Here is a 19,630-nt window from a genome sequence, read left to right as displayed (position 1 = left end):
GAAGTGCCTGCGTGGTGTCCACACAGATTGTCTGATGATAAGAAAGAGTCAAAAGCGTCTTGCGAAGCTGACAAGTGATGTCCCCTTCGTCTAGAGGCCCAGGACACCGCCCTTTCACGGCGGTAACAGGGGTTCGAATCCCCTAGGGGACGCCAATGACTGACAGTGTGTGAAAGGCACGGTCAACGCTAACCTAAAACTGATTAGAGATAGTCAGGTTTATGTTATCTGCTCTTTAACAATCCGGAACAAGCTGAATAATTTGAAACGACAGCATGTGAGTGAGAATTCATGTGTTGTTGGAGTCTCTCAAAATACTCATATCCCGAGACACTTTCGGGTTGTGAGGTTAAGCGACTAAGCGTACACGGTGGATGCCTAGGCAGTCAGAGGCGATGAAGGGCGTGCTAATCTGCGAAAAGCGTCGGCAAGGTGATATGAACCGTTATACCCGACGATACCCGAATGGGGAAACCCAGTGTGATTCGTCACACTATCACACACTGAATCCATAGGTGTGTGAGGCGAACCGGGGGAACTGAAACATCTCAGTACCCCGAGGAAAAGAAATCAACCGAGATTCCCCCAGTAGCGGCGAGCGAACGGGGAGGAGCCCAGAACCTGAATCGGCTTGTGTGTCAGTGGAAGCGTCTGGAAAGGCGCACGGTACAGGGTGACAGTCCCGTACACGAAGATGCACAGGTCGTGAGTTCGACGAGTAGGGCGGGACACGTGGTATCCTGTCTGAACATGGGGGGACCATCCTCCAAGGCTAAATACTCCTGACTGACCGATAGTGAACCAGTACCGTGAGGGAAAGGCGAAAAGAACCCCGGCGAGGGGAGTGAAATAGAACCTGAAACCGTGTACGTACAAGCAGTGGGAGCACCTTTTAGGTGTGACTGCGTACCTTTTGTATAATGGGTCAGCGACTTATATTCTGTAGCAAGGTTAACCGAATAGGGGAGCCGCAGGGAAACCGAGTCTTAACTGGGCGTCTAGTTGCAGGGTATAGACCCGAAACCCGGTGATCTAGCCATGGGCAGGTTGAAGGTTGGGTAACACTAACTGGAGGACCGAACCGACTAATGTTGAAAAATTAGCGGATGACTTGTGGCTGGGGGTGAAAGGCCAATCAAACCGGGAGATAGCTGGTTCTCCCCGAAAGCTATTTAGGTAGCGCCTCGTGAACTCATCTTCGGGGGTAGAGCACTGTTTCGGCTAGGGGGCCATCCCGGCTTACCAACCCGATGCAAACTGCGAATACCGAAGAATGTTATCACGGGAGACACACGGCGGGTGCTAACGTCCGTCGTGAAGAGGGAAACAACCCAGACCGCCAGCTAAGGTCCCAAAGTCATGGTTAAGTGGGAAACGATGTGGGAAGGCCCAGACAGCCAGGATGTTGGCTTAGAAGCAGCCATCATTTAAAGAAAGCGTAATAGCTCACTGGTCGAGTCGGCCTGCGCGGAAGATGTAACGGGGCTAAAACCATGCACCGAAGCTGCGGCAGCGACACAATGTGTTGTTGGGTAGGGGAGCGTTCTGTAAGCCTGTGAAGGTGGCCTGTGAGGGCTGCTGGAGGTATCAGAAGTGCGAATGCTGACATAAGTAACGATAATGCGGGTGAAAAACCCGCACGCCGGAAGACCAAGGGTTCCTGTCCAACGTTAATCGGGGCAGGGTGAGTCGACCCCTAAGGCGAGGCTGAAAAGCGTAGTCGATGGGAAACAGGTTAATATTCCTGTACTTGGTGTTACTGCGAAGGGGGGACGGAGAAGGCTATGTCATCCGGGCGACGGTTGTCCCGGTTTAAGCGTGAAGGTGGGTGGACCAGGCAAATCCGGTCTGCTGTTAACACTGAGGCGTGATGACGAGGCACTACGGTGCTGAAGTGACAGATGCCCTGCTTCCAGGAAAAGCCTCTAAGCATCAGGTAACATTAAATCGTACCCCAAACCGACACAGGTGGTCAGGTAGAGAATACTCAGGCGCTTGAGAGAACTCGGGTGAAGGAACTAGGCAAAATGGTGCCGTAACTTCGGGAGAAGGCACGCTCTTGTGGGTGAAGTCCCTTGCGGATGGAGCTGACGAGAGTCGCAGATACCAGCTGGCTGCAACTGTTTAATAAAAACACAGCACTGTGCAAACACGAAAGTGGACGTATACGGTGTGACGCCTGCCCGGTGCCGGAAGGTTAATTGATGGGGTTATCCGTAAGGAGAAGCTCTTGATCGAAGCCCCGGTAAACGGCGGCCGTAACTATAACGGTCCTAAGGTAGCGAAATTCCTTGTCGGGTAAGTTCCGACCTGCACGAATGGCGTAATGATGGCCAGGCTGTCTCCACCCGAGACTCAGTGAAATTGAACTCGCTGTGAAGATGCAGTGTACCCGCGGCAAGACGGAAAGACCCCGTGAACCTTTACTATAGCTTGACACTGAACCTTGAGCCTTGATGTGTAGGATAGGTGGGAGGCTTTGAAGTGTGGACGCCAGTCTGCATGGAGCCAACCTTGAAATACCACCCTTTAATGTTTGATGTTCTAACCTGGGCCCGTAATCCGGGCTGGGGACAGTGTCTGGTGGGTAGTTTGACTGGGGCGGTCTCCTCCCAAAGAGTAACGGAGGAGCACGAAGGTTAGCTAATCCTGGTCGGACATCAGGAGGTTAGTGCAAAGGCATAAGCTAGCTTGACTGCGAGAGTGACGGCTCGAGCAGGTGCGAAAGCAGGTCTTAGTGATCCGGTGGTTCTGAATGGAAGGGCCATCGCTCAACGGATAAAAGGTACTCCGGGGATAACAGGCTGATACCGCCCAAGAGTTCATATCGACGGCGGTGTTTGGCACCTCGATGTCGGCTCATCACATCCTGGGGCTGAAGTAGGTCCCAAGGGTATGGCTGTTCGCCATTTAAAGTGGTACGCGAGCTGGGTTTAGAACGTCGTGAGACAGTTCGGTCCCTATCTGCCGTGGGCGTTGGAAGATTGAGGGGGGTTGCTCCTAGTACGAGAGGACCGGAGTGAACGCACCGCTGGTGTTCGGGTTGTCATGCCAATGGCACTGCCCGGTAGCTACGTGCGGAAGAGATAACCGCTGAAAGCATCTAAGCGGGAAACTTGCCCCGAGATGAGTCTTCCCTGGGCCCTTGAGGCCCCTGAAGGGACGTTTAAGACGAAGACGTTGATAGGCTGGGTGTGTAAGCGTAGCGATACGTTGAGCTAACCAGTACTAATGACCCGAGAGGCTTAACCTTACAACACCGAAGGTGTTTTGGTGAGAGACTAAAAGTAGAATTTGGCTTGTTCGAGGATTGGATGGCGTGGTGTAGCGATACACGGCGGCATGAAAGGTTAGGATGTTGAAAGACATCAAAAGAATTTGCCTGGCGGCGAGAGCGCGGTGGTCCCACCTGACCCCATGCCGAACTCAGAAGTGAAACGCCGTAGCGCCGATGGTAGTGTGGGGTCTCCCCATGCGAGAGTAGGGAACTGCCAGGCATCAAACAGAGCGAAGGGCCCGGTCGAAAGACCGGGCCTTTTGTTTTTTGCGGTTTGCGTGTGGAATGGCCGGGCGGGTAATGACCGGTTGAGCCGGGTCAATGCGCCCAGCGAGCACTGGTTAACACCGGGGTTTTACTGGATATCGTCCGGGCGGCAGCCTGAGACAGCGGGGCAGTCACTTCTGATAGGGTGCCTTGATTACGCTGATTTATACGCGAGCCTCTTCACCCAGTCATCGGTTCCACCCTCGGACTCATACCTCATCCGTTCTCCTCTATATCCTTGTTGTTTTTCCCTATTCCCGAGGCTTCACTAAACCCCACTCTGCCTTGCCCTCCGCTTTTATGCTAAAGATGGATATACAAATCGAATTTCTTATGAAAGATTTTCAACCAGAGGGTTCTGTGCTCGACATTGCTGCTGAAAGTCGTTATCTTCAGCAGCCTAGAAGTCTAAACGTATAAACGTATAAACGTGTGCAGTGAGGTGTAGGCTATGCCAATCCGGGTTCCTGATGAGTTGCCAGCAGTCAGCTTTTTGCGTAATGAAAACGTCTTTGTGATGGCGTCTTCCCGAGCAAAGACACAGGAAATTCGTCCTTTGAAGGTGTTGGTGCTTAACCTGATGCCAAAGAAGATCGAAACGGAAAACCAGTTTCTGAGGTTGCTGTCGAACTCACCACTGCAGATAGACATTCAATTGCTGCGTATCGATAGCCGAGAGTCGAAGAACACGCCGGTAGAGCACCTCAACAACTTTTACTGCGATTTTGAAGATATCGAGCACGAGAACTTTGACGGCCTGATTGTGACCGGCGCACCATTGGGATTGGTCGATTTTTGTGATGTGGTGTATTGGCCACAGATCGAGCGGGTTGTTAAGTGGGCCAAAGAACATGTTACGTCCACCCTGTTTGTGTGCTGGGCGGCTCAGGCGGCATTGAATGTCCTGTACGGTATTCCTAAGCTGACCCGCGATGCGAAATTATCCGGTGTATATTCGCACCTTACGCTGCAGCCTCATGCCTTGCTGACGCGTGGTTTTGATGAAACCTTTCTGGCTCCGCATTCCCGTTATGCCGATTTTCCTTCCAGTGTTATCCGCGAGCATACCGATTTGGATATTCTGGTAGAGTCTGATGAAGCAGGCGCCTATTTGTTTGCCAGCAAGGACAAGCGGCTGGCGTTTGTTACCGGCCATCCTGAGTATGATGCGTTGACCCTGTCGGGTGAGTATTTCCGTGACCGTGAAGCAGGTCTGGAGCCGGTGATCCCGGTAAATTACTTTCCAGACGATAACCCTGAGAAAACCCCAAGGGCGACCTGGCGTAGCCATGGGCATCTGCTGTTTTCCAATTGGCTGAATTACTACGTTTACCAGATCACGCCGTTCGACTTGCGTCATATGAACCCTACACTGGACTGATTCTCCCTACCTCCATTTTTCCTGTCAGGCGCCTAACGGCGCCTTTTCTTTTTCCTGTTGGTATACGACAGGCTCCTCCTTGTACCTGTTTTTATGATGTATGAAATAGGTTTCTCTATTGAATAAAAATTTAACTTTTTATTAATCAAATAGTTGTTTGTTATTTTTTTATAAAATGGAAATAGTTTTTGATTTTTAATTTTATTGGATTAGGCTTAGTTCTGTTGGCTGAAAAACGTTCGAGTTAAGTTCGCAGATTGAGCAGCCAATAAGGCGAAGATGGCGGAGCAAAAAGGAACGACGACATGACACAACAGACGATAAGCAGGGAACTGGTATTCACCGCAGCGTTAGGTGACGCGGAACGGCAGATTCTGACGACGGAAGCGGTTGATTTTCTCACTGCGCTGGTAAGCCGGTTTACATCACAGCGCAATCACCTGCTGGCCGAACGTCAGGTAATACAGGCGCGGATTGATAGTGGTGAATTACCGGGTTTTATTTCGGAAATGGATTCCATAAAAAATTCTGACTGGAAAATTCGTGGTATTCCGAATGACTTGTTGGATCGCCGGGTAGAGATTACCGGCCCGGTGGAACGCAAAATGGTGATTAACGCCCTGAACGCCAATGTGAAAGTCTTCATGGCAGACTTTGAAGACTCACTGGCACCCAGTTGGTCAAAAGTGATCGAGGGGCAAATCAACCTGCGTGACGCTGTGCGTGGCTCCATCGCCTACACCAACGAGGCAGGAAAGATTTATCAGCTCAAGCCCAATCCCGCGGTGTTGATTTGTCGGGTTCGTGGGTTACACCTGCCGGAAAAACATGTGCTGTGGAATGATGAGCCTATCCCCGGTAGCCTGTTTGATTTCGCGCTCTATTTTTTCCACAACTACCGCCAACTGTTGGCAAAAGGCAGCGGCCCGTATTTCTATTTGCCGAAAACCCAATCCTGGCAGGAAGCAGCCTGGTGGAGCGAGGTGTTCAGTTATGCCGAAGACCATGTTGGTTTAGCGCGCGGCACTATCAAAGCCACCGTATTGATTGAAACCTTGCCTGCTGTGTTCCAGATGGACGAGATCCTGTATCACCTGCGTGACCATATCGTCGGGCTGAACTGCGGTCGTTGGGACTATATCTTCAGTTACATCAAAACGTTGAAGAATCACCCGGACCGCGTATTACCAGACCGTCAGTCAGTGACGATGGACAAACCGTTCCTGAGCGCTTACTCGCGTTTGCTGATCAAAACCTGTCACCGGCGCGGTGCATTTGCTATGGGGGGGATGGCTGCGTTCATACCCAGCAAAGAGGCGGAACGCAACGCGTGGGTGCAAGAGAAGGTCAGGCAGGACAAAGAACTGGAAGCCCGCAATGGTCATGACGGTACCTGGATTGCCCACCCCGGTTTGGCTGACACCGTGATGCCGGTGTTTGACCGCTTACTGGGTGATCGCCCCAATCAGTTGGATGTGCTGCGTGAGGATGATGCCCCGGTGACCGCTGATGAACTGCTGGCCCCTTGCCCAGGCGAGCGCACCGAAGCGGGTATGCGCGCCAACATCCGCGTAGCCGTGCAATACATCGAAGCCTGGATTTCCGGCAACGGTTGCGTACCGATTTACGGTCTGATGGAGGACGCTGCCACCGCAGAGATCTCCCGCACCTCCATCTGGCAGTGGATTCACCATGGCAAAACCCTCAGCGATGGCCGCGTGGTAACCAAAGCCTTGTTCCGCCAGATGCTGGCTGAAGAGATGCAGGTTATCCGCGGTGAGCTGGGCGATACCCGCTTTGATGGCGGCCGTTTCGAGGATGCAGGCCGACTGATGGAGCGTATCACCACGCAAGACGCGCTAATCGATTTTCTTACCTTACCCGGTTACGACTTACTTGATTAATCCTGTTTAAAAAAGGAATCGTTATGAGCACCTCTCGTACCCAACAAATAGAGCAACTGGAAAAAGAGTGGAATACCCCGCGCTGGGAAGGCATCACCCGCCCGTATCGCGCTGAGGACGTGGTGAATTTGCGTGGTTCAGTGAACCCTGCCTGCACACTGGCGCAACTGGGAGCGGAAAAACTGTGGAAGTTATTGAACGGTAAGTCACGTAAAGGCTACGTCAACTGCCTTGGCGCCCTCACCGGCGGGCAGGCGCTGCAGCAGGCGAAAGCCGGGCTGGAAGCGGTGTATCTGTCCGGCTGGCAGGTGGCGGCAGATGCCAACCTGGCCGCCAGTATGTACCCGGACCAGTCGCTGTATCCGTCTAACTCGGTACCGGCGGTGGTGCAGCGCATTAACAATACCTTCCGCCGTGCGGATCAAATCCAGTGGGCTAACGGTATCGGGCTGGATGACCCGCGTTACACCGACTATTTCTTACCGATCGTGGCCGATGCGGAAGCTGGTTTTGGCGGGGTGTTGAATGCGTTTGAGTTGATGAAATCGATGATTGAAGCAGGTGCCGCTGCCGTCCACTTTGAAGATCAACTGGCGTCGGTGAAGAAGTGCGGCCATATGGGGGGCAAAGTGCTGGTGCCGACGCAGGAAGCGGTTCAGAAGTTGGTAGCAGCCCGTCTGGCGGCCGATGTATTGGGCGTACCGACATTGCTGGTAGCACGAACTGACGCTGATGCGGCGGATTTGCTGACCTCGGATTGTGATGATTACGATCGGGATTTTGTTACCGGTGAACGTACGGTAGAGGGTTTTTACCGCACCCGCGCCGGTGTAGAGCAGGCTATCAGTCGTGGGCTGGCTTATGCCCCTTACGCCGATTTGGTGTGGTGTGAAACCTCTAAGCCGGATCTGGAACAGGCGCGGCGTTTTGCCGAGGCGATTCATGCCCGCTTTCCCGGTAAACTGCTGGCGTATAACTGCTCGCCGTCATTCAACTGGAAGAAGAATCTGGACGATCGCACTATCGCTCATTTCCAGGATGAACTGTCGGCGATGGGCTACAAATACCAGTTCATTACGCTGGCGGGTATTCACAGCATGTGGTTCAACATGTTCGATCTGGCGCATGCCTATGCGCAAGGCGAAGGGATGAAACACTATGTGGAGAAAGTACAGCAGCCGGAATTTGCGGCCATTCAGCAAGGTTACACCTTCTCTTCTCATCAGCAGGAGGTGGGGACCGGTTACTTTGACAAAGTGACTACGCTGATTCAGGGAGGTGTGTCGTCGGTGACGGCGCTGACCGGATCGACAGAAGAACAACAGTTCTGATGCGGATTATCCGCCCTATCGCGGCCAGCCTGATGCTGGCCGCGTGTCGTTATGTCGATGGCCAAAGAGGAGAGTTGGATGAGTCGGGGACGGGAAAAGCTGGTGGCACAGACCATTCTGCAAGGATTCGATGCGCAGTATGGTCGGTTTCTGGAAATCACCGCCGGGGCGCAGCAGCGCTTCGAACAGGCAGACTGGCATGCGGTACAGCAGGCGATGAAGCAGCGTATCCAGCTCTACGATCACCATGTCGGGCTGGTCGTCGAACAACTGGGTTGTATCACTGACCAGCAATGTTATGACGCCACCTTCGTCGCCCGGGTTAAACAGATTTACACTGCCTTGTTGCCGGATTATCCCCGTTTCGAAATTGCCGAGAGCTTCTTCAACTCGGTGTATTGTCGGTTGTTTCATCACCGAGAACTGACGCCGGACAAGCTGTTTGTGTTCAGCTCGCAGCCCGCGAGGCGCTTTCAGGAAATTCCACGACCGCTGGCCCGAACCTATAAGCCTGATAATGGGTGGGCGGCCATGCTGGAAGCGGTGTTGACGGCACTGCCGTTGCGATTGCCGTGGGAAGACCTGGCACGGGATATCGGCTATGTGGAGCGATCGCTGCGGGAGACGTTTCCGACGGCATCGCTGGCTAAAGCCTCGCTGCAGGTAGCCAACGAGCTTTTTTATCGTAATAAAGCGGCCTGGCTGGTGGGGAAATTGCGTTTACCGGGGGGCGTGTTTCCCTTTTTACTGCCGATTCACCATAACGAACGCGGTGCGTTGTTTCTGGATACCTGCCTGACTCGCCACGCAGACGCCAGCATTGTCTTTGGTTTCGCCCGTTCCTACTTCATGGTCTACGCACCGCTGCCATCGGCACTGGTGGCCTGGCTGCGGGAAATCTTGCCGGGTAAAACAACGGCCGAGTTGTATCTGGCGATTGGGTGTCAGAAGCACAGCAAGACCGAGTACTACCGGGAGTATCTTGATTTTATCGCCAACACGCAGGAGCCGTTTATTATCGCGCCGGGTGTGAAAGGCATGGTGATGCTGGTGTTTACACTGCCGACATTTGATCGGGTATTCAAGGTGATCAAAGACAGGTTTGCGCCGCAAAAAGAGGTCAGCGAGGCACGGGTGCGCGAGTGCTATCGGCTGGTGAAGGAGCATGACCGCGTCGGACGCATGGCCGATACACAGGAGTATGAAAACTTCGTGCTGGAGAAAGCGCGTATCAGCCCTGAACTGCTGGCGGAGCTGTGGCGGGAAGTGCCAGACAAGCTGGAAGACCTGGGCGACCGGCTGGTCATCCGCCATCTGTATATGGAGCGGCGGATGACTCCGCTGAATCTTTATCTGGAGCAGGCTAGCGGGCAGGCGCTGCGCGATGTGATTGAGGAGTACGGCAACGCCATCCGGCAACTGGCGGCCGCCAATATTTTTCCCGGCGATATGCTGTTCAAGAACTTTGGCGTGACCCGTCACGGCAGGGTGGTGTTTTATGACTACGACGAAATCTGTTACATGACCGAAGTGAATTTCCGCGATATACCTCCACCGCGCGATCCGGCGGACGAGCTGGCGGCAGAGCCCTGGTATAGCGTTGGGCCGAATGATGTCTTTCCCGAGGAGTTCCGCCAGTTTTTGTGTAGCGACCGCCGTTTGCTGCCGCTGTTCGAAGAACTGCACGCCGACCTGTTTCGGGCTGATTACTGGCGGGCGTTACAACAGCGGATCCGCAGCGGTCATATCGAGGATGTCTACGCCTATCGTCGCAGAAAGCGCTTTAGTTTGCGCTATGCCGACCCGGTGACGTCAGACAGCGCGCTGACGTCATGATGTGCTGATGTCGTGTGCAGCTTAACGTGCGCCGCCGTATTGGTAGCTAATCTCTTTGGCGGCCTTAATCACCAGTGCACCCAATTCGGTAATACGGCTGTCGGTGATGCGGGACACCGGCCCGGAAATAGAGATAGCGGCAAAGGCTTCGTGGTGTTCATCCAGAATGCAGGCGGCGACACACCGTAAGCCTAACGCATGTTCTTCATCGTCCAGCGAGTAACCCTGGCGGCGAATCGCCGTCAGATTCTCTTTCAGCGTCTGGGCGCTTAGGGTGTGTGGGGTATAGCTGTGTAACCCTTTGCGGTGCAGTAACTGGGTGACTTTGTCATCCGGCAGCATGGCGAGAAACGCTTTTCCGGCACCGGAGGCGTGCATCGGCAACTTGCCACCGATAGGCGCTGACATACGCATCAGCGCGGTACACTGCACCTGATCGATGATGATCGCCTGATAATCGGTTTGGTCCAGCACAGCCAGATTCACCGTTTCACCGGAGCTTTCCATCAACTGACGCAGCATCGGGTGCACCAGGCTGAGCAGATTTCGGCTTTGCAGAAAGCTACTGCCGACGATAAACGCATGAGTACCGATGGTCCATAACCCTAAATCACCGACCTGACGAACAAAGCCCTGCTGTTGCATGGTGGTCAGCAATCGGTGTGTGGTGGAGTTGGGCAGGCCAGCTTGTTGGGCGAGATCGGTCAGTGCGATGCTGCCGTTGGCCTTGGCGATATATTCCAGCAGTGTCAGGCCGCGGGTCAGCGATTGTACCTGACCGGCGGGCTGCGCTGTGCTGGCTGTGGTAGCGCGGGGTTTTTTACCGCGTTTGGCGGGTTCGGGTGGCGTCATCATCGGTTTCCTTTTTCATATCATGGAATCGATTTTCGTTTTTTTAGCGCAGAATGCAACCGTCTTATCAGATGGGGTTATCAACGGTGCGCAGCGCTGGCACGACGCACTCTTGTGCTAGGATAAGAATTCGCACAGACGAGGGTAATAACGAGAATAAGATGATGGCAAATCGGTTACAGGCATTACAGCAGCAACTGGCGCAGCGCATTATGATTCTGGATGGCGGCATGGGCACCATGATCCAGAGTTACCGTCTGCAGGAGGAGGATTATCGCGGTGAACGTTTTGCCGACTGGCACTGCGACCTGAAAGGGAATAATGACCTGCTGGTGCTGAGTAAGCCGGAAGTCATCACCGCCATTCATCACGATTATCTGGCCGCGGGCGCGGATATTCTGGAAACCAACACCTTCAACGCCACCCGTATCGCCATGGCCGACTACGAAATGCAGGCGCTGTCGGCGGAAATCAACACGGTTGCTGCCCGGCTGGCGCGTGCCTGTGCCGATGAATGGACGGCACGAACGCCGGATCGTCCACGCTATGTGGCCGGGGTTTTGGGGCCGACTAACCGCACCGCGTCAATCTCACCGGATGTGAATGACCCGGCGTACCGTAATGTCAGTTTTGACCAACTGGTGGAAGCCTACCGGGAATCGACCCGCGCGCTGATTGACGGCGGCGTTGACATCATTCTGATTGAAACGATTTTTGACACGCTGAACGCGAAGGCCGCTATTTTTGCGGTCGAAACCGAATTCGAGGCGCTCGGTGTCACGCTGCCTGTGATGATTTCCGGCACCATTACTGACGCTTCCGGCCGTACCCTGTCTGGGCAAACCACCGAAGCGTTTTATAACTCGCTACGCCATGCCCGGCCGCTGTCGTTCGGTTTGAACTGCGCACTGGGGCCGGATGAGCTGCGCCAGTATGTGGCGGAGTTATCGCGCATTGCTGAATGTTATGTCACCGCGCACCCCAACGCTGGGCTGCCGAACGCCTTTGGTGAATATGATCTGGATGCGGATGAAATGGCGCGCCAGATTGGCGAATGGGCGCAGTCTGGTTTCCTGAATATCATCGGTGGGTGCTGCGGTACCACGCCAGAACATATTGCGGCAATGGTGAAAGCCGTTGAGGGTGTCGCACCGCGCGCCCTGCCGACGCTGCCGGTTGCCTGCCGCCTGTCCGGGCTGGAGCCGCTGAATATCGGGGACGACACACTGTTCGTTAACGTCGGCGAGCGTACTAACGTTACCGGTTCTGCCAAATTCAAACGCCTGATCAAAGAAGAGAAGTACAGCGAAGCGCTGGATGTGGCGCGTCAACAGGTGGAAAGCGGCGCGCAAATCATCGACATCAACATGGACGAAGGGATGCTTAACGCCGAAGCGGCGATGGTGCGTTTCCTGAATCTTATCGCTGGCGAGCCGGATATCGCCCGTGTGCCGATCATGATCGACTCCTCAAAGTGGGACGTGGTGGAAGCCGGGCTCAAGTGCATTCAGGGCAAAGGCATCGTCAACTCGATTTCGATGAAAGAAGGTGTGGAAGCCTTTGTGCATCACGCCCGGCTGGTGCGCCGTTACGGTGCTGCCGTGGTGGTGATGGCGTTTGATGAAGTGGGGCAGGCGGATACCCGCGCGCGCAAAATTGAAATTTGCCGCCGCGCTTACCACATCCTGACCGAAGAAGTCGGTTTCCCGCCGGAAGACATCATTTTCGACCCGAATATTTTTGCTGTTGCCACCGGTATTGAAGAGCACAACAACTATGCGGTGGATTTCATTGAGGCCTGCGCCGATATCAAAGCCCAGTTGCCGCACGCGCTGATTTCCGGCGGTGTGTCTAACGTGTCGTTCTCGTTTCGTGGCAATGAACCGGTACGTGAGGCGATTCACGCGGTGTTCCTGTATTACGCCATCCGTAATGGCATGGACATGGGGATCGTCAACGCCGGTCAGTTGGCTATCTACGACGACCTGCCCGCTGAACTGCGTGACGCCGTCGAAGACGTCATTCTCAACCGGCGCGACGACGGCACCGAACGGTTGCTGGAGATTGCCGAAAAATACCGGGGCAGTAAATCCGACGACGACAGCAACAAAGGCGCGGCTGAATGGCGCGGCTGGCCGGTGAAAAAACGGCTGGAATATGCGCTGGTTAAAGGTATTACCGAGTTTATCGAGCAGGATACCGAAGAGGCGCGAGCGGAGTCGGCGCGCCCCATTGAGGTGATCGAAGGGCCGCTGATGGACGGCATGAACGTGGTCGGTGACCTGTTCGGTGCCGGTAAGATGTTCCTGCCGCAGGTGGTGAAGTCGGCGCGTGTGATGAAGCAGGCGGTGGCGTATCTGGAACCGTTCATCCAGGCCAGCAAAGACCAGGGTTCCAGCGCCGGTAAAATTTTGCTGGCGACGGTGAAAGGCGACGTACACGACATCGGCAAGAACATCGTTGGTGTGGTATTGCAGTGTAACAACTACGAAATCATCGATTTGGGCGTGATGGTGCCGACCGATAAAATCCTCAAGACGGCGCGCGAAGAAAACGTCGATATCATCGGCCTGTCGGGGTTGATTACCCCCTCGCTGGATGAAATGGTCAACGTCGCCAAAGAGATGGAACGCCAGGGTTTTACGCTGCCGTTGCTGATTGGCGGCGCGACGACCTCGAAGGCGCATACTGCGGTGAAGATCGAGCAGAATTACAGCGGCCCGACGGTGTATGTACAGAATGCGTCGCGCTCGGTGGGCGTGGTGTCGGCGCTGCTTTCGGATACGCAACACGACGACTTTGTGGCGCGTATCCGCAAAGAATACGAAACGGTGCGTATCCAGCATGGTCGTAAAAAACCGCGCACGCCGCCGGTGTCACTGGAAGTAGCGCGCGATAACGCGATGCCGATCGACTGGGAAAGTTATACACCGCCGGTGGCGCACCGCCTCGGCGTTCAACCGGTTACCGCCAGTATCGAGACTTTGCGCAACTATATTGACTGGACACCGTTCTTTATGACCTGGTCGCTGGCGGGCAAATACCCCAACATTCTGGAAGACGAGGTGGTGGGGGAAGAGGCCACGCGGCTGTTTGCGGATGCGAATGCCATGCTGGATACCCTGTCTGCCAACGGCACGCTGAATCCGCGTGGTGTAGTGGGGCTGTTCCCGGCTAACCGGGTAGGCGATGACGTTGAAATCTATACCGATGAGCGCCGCACTGAGGTGCTGACCGTCAGCCATCATCTGCGTCAGCAAACCGAAAAGACGGATTTCCCTAACTACTGTCTGGCGGATGTGGTGGCACCGAAAACCAGCGGCAAGCCAGATTACCTCGGCGCGTTCGCGGTGACCGGCGGTCTGGAAGAGGACGAACTGGCAGCACAATGGGAAGCGCAGCATGACGACTATAACAAGATCATGCTCAAAGCGCTGGCGGACCGGCTGGCGGAAGCGTTTGCCGAGTACCTGCATGAGCGGGTGCGCAAGGTCTACTGGGGGTATGTGCCGAACGAGAACCTCGGTAACGACGAGTTAATCCGCGAAAATTACCAAGGCATCCGCCCGGCACCGGGCTACCCGGCTTGCCCGGATCACACCGAGAAAGCCGTCATCTGGCAATTACTGGACGTGGATAACACCGTCGGCATGAAACTCACCGAGTCTTACGCGATGTGGCCGGGGGCGTCGGTGTCTGGCTGGTACTTCAGCCACCCGGACAGCAAGTATTTCGCCGTGGCGCAAATCCAACGCGACCAGGTGGAAGATTACGCGGTTCGCAAGCAGATGCCGGTAGAGCAAATTGAACGCTGGCTGGCCCCGAATCTGGGGTATGACGCAGACTGATTAAGCAGAGTCGACAAAAAAACAGGCCGGGGTAACCCGGCCTGTGCTTTTTCGATGTCTGACAGGTTTAGTAAAGGCCGATGGTTTTCCACCACAACAGGCCAACGGACATGAATATGGCCTGATTAATCAGGCTGATGATAAAGCCAGTGCGCCACCAGACGGCGGTGGGGACGTAACCGGCACCGAACAGAATCGGGCCACGGGCGTGGGTGTATTGGGTCAGCGAACAGTACAGGCTGCTGGTGAACGCCAGCATCAAGGCCATCGGTGCCGCCGGGATATGCAGATTAATGCCGACGCCGAGAAACACCGCGTACAGCGCTGCAATTTGCGCGTTGCCGCTGGCGAAAAAGTAGTGGGTGTAGAAATAGGCGGCATTGAGTAACAACAGTACCAGCACCCAGCTGGTGCCTTGCATCAGGTGACCAATATTATTGCCGATCAGGTCGCCAAACCAGTTAGTAAAACCGAGTTTCTTCAACTGGTTAGCCATCATGAGCAACGCGGCGAACCAAACCAGCGTATCCCACGCGCCTTTTTCGCTCTTGATGTCTTCCCAATTGAGTACACCGGTCAGCAGTAAAAAGGACAGGCCGACAAAGGAGGCGGTGGTGGCATCCACTCCCAGCATGTCGCCGAAAATCCACAAGACCAGCAGGATCACCACGGTGGCAGCCATCAGCCATTCACCGCGCGACATGCGCCCCATTTTTTCCAGTTCACTGTGTGCCAGTTTCGGCGCATCCGGTGTGTGGCGGATTTCCGGCTTCACCAGCACATACACACACAGTGGTACCAGCAGCAGCGAAATCACACAGGGCACTACCGCAGCGACAAACCAACTGCCCCAGGTGATGGTGACACCGGCGTTGGCTGCCAGTTTCACCGCCAGCAGGTTGCCGGTGTAACCGGTCATGAACAAGGCGGCGGTGACATCATTCACGTTGCCGATACAGGTAATCAGGAAGGTGCCGATCTTACTGCGGGAGGCGTCTTCCGGTTTGGAGTCGAAGCTGCGAGCTAACGAGTCGGCGATCGGGTAAATGACCCCGCCGCAGCGTGCGGTGTTACTGGGCATGGCAGGAGATAGCACCAGATCGGCGAAGGCTAATCCATAAGCCAGCCCTAGCGTGCGTTTTCCCAACAGGCGGATCATTTGCAAGGCGATACGGCGACCCAGACCTGTTTTGATAAAACCGCGGGCGATCATGAATGCCACCACGATCAACCAGATCAGCGAACTGTTGAGATCGCTCAATGCGGTTTGAATCGAGGCGCTGGCATTGGTGTCGCCAGCGGCATAGGTCAGGGCGAACAAGGTAATGCTGATGAGGCCAATAGCGCCAATAGGCAAGACATTCGCCACAATGCTGATGATAGTAGCGACAAACAGTACGGCGGAGTGCCAGGCGGCGGGTTTCAGTCCGGTAGGTGGCGTTAGTTGCCAGAAGAAGGCGCTCACAATCACAATAATGAGCAATGCCAGCCAGTTCAGGCCATATGCGGTTTTAGTCTTCATCCATATTTCCTTTGCTCAAGGCTGAAACGTTACCGTCGCCGGTATTGACTGCAACGGCTGATGAAAAAAGCATAACGCCAGAAACGGGTGGTGTGGGGGAAAAACACCTTGTTTTTGATTTAGACCGTGTTTTTAAAAAATTACGTGTGTTTACCCCGTTGGCTCACGTAAGAATAGATAAGATATCAGTAAGATGGCAGCCTCAAGAACGGATACAGGCAGGAGGCGCCTGGTTTAGGGAGGGATACCTGTGTTAATCACCACGGTTTTAACTGAAGGAGGCCGGGCTCTGTGCTGACGTTGTTGAACTTGTTGTCTGCCATCGCGTTGTTGGTGTGGGGGACGCATATTGTTCGTACCGGAATTATGCGGGTGTACGGCGCGCGTTTGCGTCGCACTATCAGCGATAGTGTGAGCCGCAAGCCGCTGGCGTTTCTCGCAGGGATAGGCGTCACGGCACTGGTACAGAGTAGTAACGCGACCGCGCTGCTGACCATTTCTTTTGTCTCTCAGGGGTTGATTGCGCTGGCTCCGGCGCTGGTCATCATTCTGGGAGCCGATGTCGGCACCGCCTTGATGGTCCGTGTGCTGACGTTTGATCTCTCCTGGTTGTCCCCCTTGCTGATATTCCTTGGCGTAGTGTTCTTCCTCGGCCGGAAACAGACCCGCGCCGGTCAATTGGGACGGGTTGCTATCGGGCTGGGGCTGATTCTGCTGGCGCTGGAATTGATTGTGCAGTCGGCGACGCCGATTACCCAGACCGCGGGTGTTCAGGTATTGTTTTCGTCGCTGACCGGCGATGTGATGCTGGATGCGCTGGTCGGTGCGGTGTTTGCCGTGGTGAGTTACTCCAGTCTGGCGGCGGTATTGTTGACGGCGACATTGACCGCCAGTCATGTGATTTCTCTTGATGCGGCGTTGTGTCTGGTAATCGGTGCTAATCTGGGCAGCGGCATTGTGGCGCTGGCGAATGCCAGTGCGCAGGGGGCGTTGGCACGGCAGGTGGCACTGGGAAGTATGTTCTTCAAACTGATCGGTTGTCTGCCAGCGTTGCCTGCTATCGGCTATCTGGCTGGTCTGATGGAGTCGTTGCCATTACCGGATGCGGAGCGGGTGATTTACTTCCATCTGTTGTACAACCTGGTGCGCTGCCTGCTGCTATTGCCGTTTGCCGGACGTATGGCAGAGTTGTGCAGTAATCTGGTGCGGATTGAGCCCGATCTCGACCCACGACTGCGCCCCCGTCATCTCGATGTCAGCGCGCTGGATACCCCGACGCTGGCGCTGGCTAACGCCGCGCGGGAAACGCTGCGCATTGGCGATGTGATTGAACAGATGTTGAAGATGTTTCAGGACGCACTACAGGGCAATCGCCCGCCGGTGCGAGAGATCCGTAAGCTGGATGATGATGTGGACGTGCTCTACAACGCCATCAAGCTCTATCTGGCGCAGATTGAAAAAGCCGGCCTGCATAAGCGTGATTCCCAACGCTGGGCGGAAGTGATCGAAATGGCGCTCAGTCTGGAACAGGCTGGCGATATCATCGAACGGGTGATTTGCGATGTAGACGCCCACGCGCCTGATGGGTTGCGCGGATTTTCAACGGCAGGCCAGGACGAGCTGAACACGCTATATGAGCAACTGATGAACAACCTGCGTCTGGGGATGTCGGTATTCCTGTCGTCGGATGTGACCAGCGCCAGACGCCTGCGCCGCGCCAAACACCGTTTCCGTATTCTGAACCGGCGTTATTCCCATGCGCATGTTGACAGGCTGCATCAGCAAAATGTGCAAAGTCTGGAAACCAGTTCGCTGCATCTTGGGTTACTGGGCGATATGAACCGGCTGAATTCACTGTTCTGCGCGGTGGCCTATAACGTGTTGATGATGACGGAAGACGAGGATGATGAGCGGGAAGAGTCCTCTGCGTCGGCGTAACCCGGTGATAGCCGTTCAGTGAAGGTAAAAAAACCGAAATCCTATGGATTTCGGTTTTTTTGTTGCGGCAGTACGGAAGGCTTATTCGAACAGGTTGTGGTGCAGCGTCTGTACCACCTGCTCGGCATCGCTGGACGGCACCAGGAAGCACAGGTTATGGCTGCTGGCGCCATAACAGATAAGGCGAATGTTGAACGGCTCCAGTACCCCGAACACTTCTTTGCCGACACCGCAGGCCTGCGACAGCTTGTTGCCGATCAGCGCTACCAGCGACATGTTCTCTTCCACTTCCACCCGACACAGCGAGGAGAGTTCAGTCAAAAGAGCGCTGGACAGCAGACTGTCGCCAGTAGAGGTTGAGCCGGTTGTATCCAGCGTCAGCGCGACATTAACCTCAGACGTGGTGATCAAATCTACCGAGATGTTGTGGCGAGCCAGAATGCTGAACACTTCCGCCAGAAAGCCGCGTGCGTGCAGCATGTTGAGGCTGTGCAGGGTCAGTAACGTCTGCTTGCGGCGTAACGCCAGCGCGCGGAACAGCGGCGGGTTTTCTGTGTTGTTGCACACCAGCGTGCCGCCAGCCGCCGGGTCTTTGCTGGAGCCGACAAAGACCGGAATATCGCTGCGCACGGCGGGCAACAGCGTCGCCGGGTGCAGCACTTTGGCACCGAAGGTCGCCATTTCGGCGGCTTCTTCAAAGGTAATCTGGTCGATGCGGTGGGCAGATGGCACCACGCGCGGGTCGGTAGTATAGATACCGGGTACGTCAGTCCAGATATCGATGCGGCTAACGTTTAACGCTTCGCCCAGCAAGGCGGCGGTGTAATCGCTGCCACCGCGGCCCAGTGTGGTGGTGCGGCCTTTGGCTTCGCTGCCGATAAAGCCCTGGGTAATGATCAGACCTTGTGCCAGACGCGGTGCCAACTGGCTGCGAGTCAACTCGCCGAGCGTGTCGCAGTCTGGCTCGGCGCGGCCGAAGCGGTCATTGGTGCGCATGATTTTACGCACGTCGAACCATTCGGCGGCGACGTTACGCTCACGCAGGATTTCCACAAACAGCAGGGTGGACATCAGTTCGCCATGGCTGACCAGCTCGTCGGTCAGGGCGTTGGAGGTAGCCAGCGACGCCGCTTCCGACAGGCGGGCTACGTTTTCCAGCATACGCTCAATTTCTTCGCGGATAACGGCAGGCTGGTTGAGACGGTTGATAATGGCGTATTGGATCTGGCGTAGTTTTTCCAGTTGCGCCGCACGTTCCTCCGGCGGCAAACCATCAGCCAGCGCGACCAGCAGGTTGGTGACGCCAGCAGAGGCAGACAGCACCACCACGCGTACCTGAGCGTCAGACAGCACGATGTCGGCGCTGCGGTTCATGGCGTCGAAATCTGCGACGCTGGTGCCGCCGAATTTGGCGATAATCAGTGAGTTATTCGTATTAACAGACATTCAAAAAACCTCGTGTCAGGGGCGTCAT

9 protein-coding genes, 1 tRNA gene and 2 rRNA genes are annotated in these 19,630 nt (G+C 55.1%); 9 read left to right on the top strand and 3 right to left on the bottom strand.

Annotated elements, in window-relative coordinates; all coding sequences use genetic code 11:
* The first annotated feature begins 79 nt into the window (after positions 1-79).
* From DD586_RS18395 to aceK, 7 genes are all read left to right on the top strand, one after another.
* A tRNA-Glu gene (locus DD586_RS18395) sits at positions 80-155 on the top strand.
* A gap of 192 nt (positions 156-347) precedes the next feature.
* A 23S ribosomal RNA gene (locus DD586_RS18390) occupies positions 348-3,253 on the top strand.
* Positions 3,254-3,381: 128 nt separating this feature from the next.
* Positions 3,382-3,497: ribosomal RNA gene (gene rrf / locus DD586_RS18385) — 5S ribosomal RNA — on the top strand.
* Between the two features lie 498 nt (positions 3,498-3,995).
* Positions 3,996-4,925 (top strand): homoserine O-acetyltransferase MetA, encoded by a 930-nt coding sequence (gene metA / locus DD586_RS18380; protein WP_012886323.1) that lies wholly within the window; start codon positions 3,996-3,998, stop codon positions 4,923-4,925.
* Positions 4,926-5,230: 305 nt separating this feature from the next.
* Positions 5,231-6,829: a malate synthase A gene (gene aceB, locus DD586_RS18375; protein ID WP_012886322.1), complete on the top strand. Its 1,599-nt coding sequence runs from the start codon at positions 5,231-5,233 to the stop codon at positions 6,827-6,829.
* A 23-nt stretch (positions 6,830-6,852) separates the two neighbouring features.
* Positions 6,853-8,160 carry an isocitrate lyase gene (gene aceA, locus DD586_RS18370; protein WP_012886321.1) on the top strand — a complete coding sequence of 436 codons (1,308 nt, stop codon included), beginning with the start codon at positions 6,853-6,855 and terminating at the stop codon, positions 8,158-8,160.
* A gap of 78 nt (positions 8,161-8,238) precedes the next feature.
* Complete coding sequence (gene aceK / locus DD586_RS18365; protein ID WP_012886320.1) at positions 8,239-9,996, top strand: bifunctional isocitrate dehydrogenase kinase/phosphatase; 1,758 nt, start codon at positions 8,239-8,241, stop codon at positions 9,994-9,996.
* Positions 9,997-10,017: 21 nt separating this feature from the next.
* Here the strand turns inward: aceK and iclR are convergent, their stop codons facing one another.
* Complete coding sequence (gene iclR / locus DD586_RS18360; protein WP_012886319.1) at positions 10,018-10,848, bottom strand: glyoxylate bypass operon transcriptional repressor IclR; 831 nt, start codon at positions 10,846-10,848, stop codon at positions 10,018-10,020.
* A 164-nt stretch (positions 10,849-11,012) separates the two neighbouring features.
* Here iclR and metH point away from each other — a divergent pair, with 164 nt between their 5' ends.
* Entirely contained in the window at positions 11,013-14,696 is a 3,684-nt protein-coding gene (metH, locus tag DD586_RS18355) for a methionine synthase (RefSeq protein WP_012886318.1), read from the top strand.
* 67 nt (positions 14,697-14,763) lie between these two features.
* Here the strand turns inward: metH and DD586_RS18350 are convergent, their stop codons facing one another.
* The gene (locus tag DD586_RS18350) at positions 14,764-16,218 is read right to left on the bottom strand and encodes a DASS family sodium-coupled anion symporter (RefSeq protein WP_012886317.1); all 1,455 of its coding nucleotides are present in this window, start codon (positions 16,216-16,218) and stop codon (positions 14,764-14,766) included.
* Between the two features lie 291 nt (positions 16,219-16,509).
* Here DD586_RS18350 and DD586_RS18345 point away from each other — a divergent pair, with 291 nt between their 5' ends.
* Complete coding sequence (locus DD586_RS18345; protein WP_012886316.1) at positions 16,510-18,156, top strand: Na/Pi cotransporter family protein; 1,647 nt, start codon at positions 16,510-16,512, stop codon at positions 18,154-18,156.
* A gap of 81 nt (positions 18,157-18,237) precedes the next feature.
* Here the strand turns inward: DD586_RS18345 and lysC are convergent, their stop codons facing one another.
* Positions 18,238-19,602 (bottom strand): lysine-sensitive aspartokinase 3, encoded by a 1,365-nt coding sequence (lysC, locus tag DD586_RS18340; protein WP_012886315.1) that lies wholly within the window; start codon positions 19,600-19,602, stop codon positions 18,238-18,240.
* Positions 19,603-19,630 lie beyond the last annotated feature (28 nt).

This window comes from Dickeya parazeae Ech586 (assembly GCF_000025065.1).
Classification (GTDB): Bacteria; Pseudomonadota; Gammaproteobacteria; order Enterobacterales; family Enterobacteriaceae; genus Dickeya; species Dickeya zeae.
This window is presented reverse-complemented; position numbering and strand designations above follow the sequence as displayed.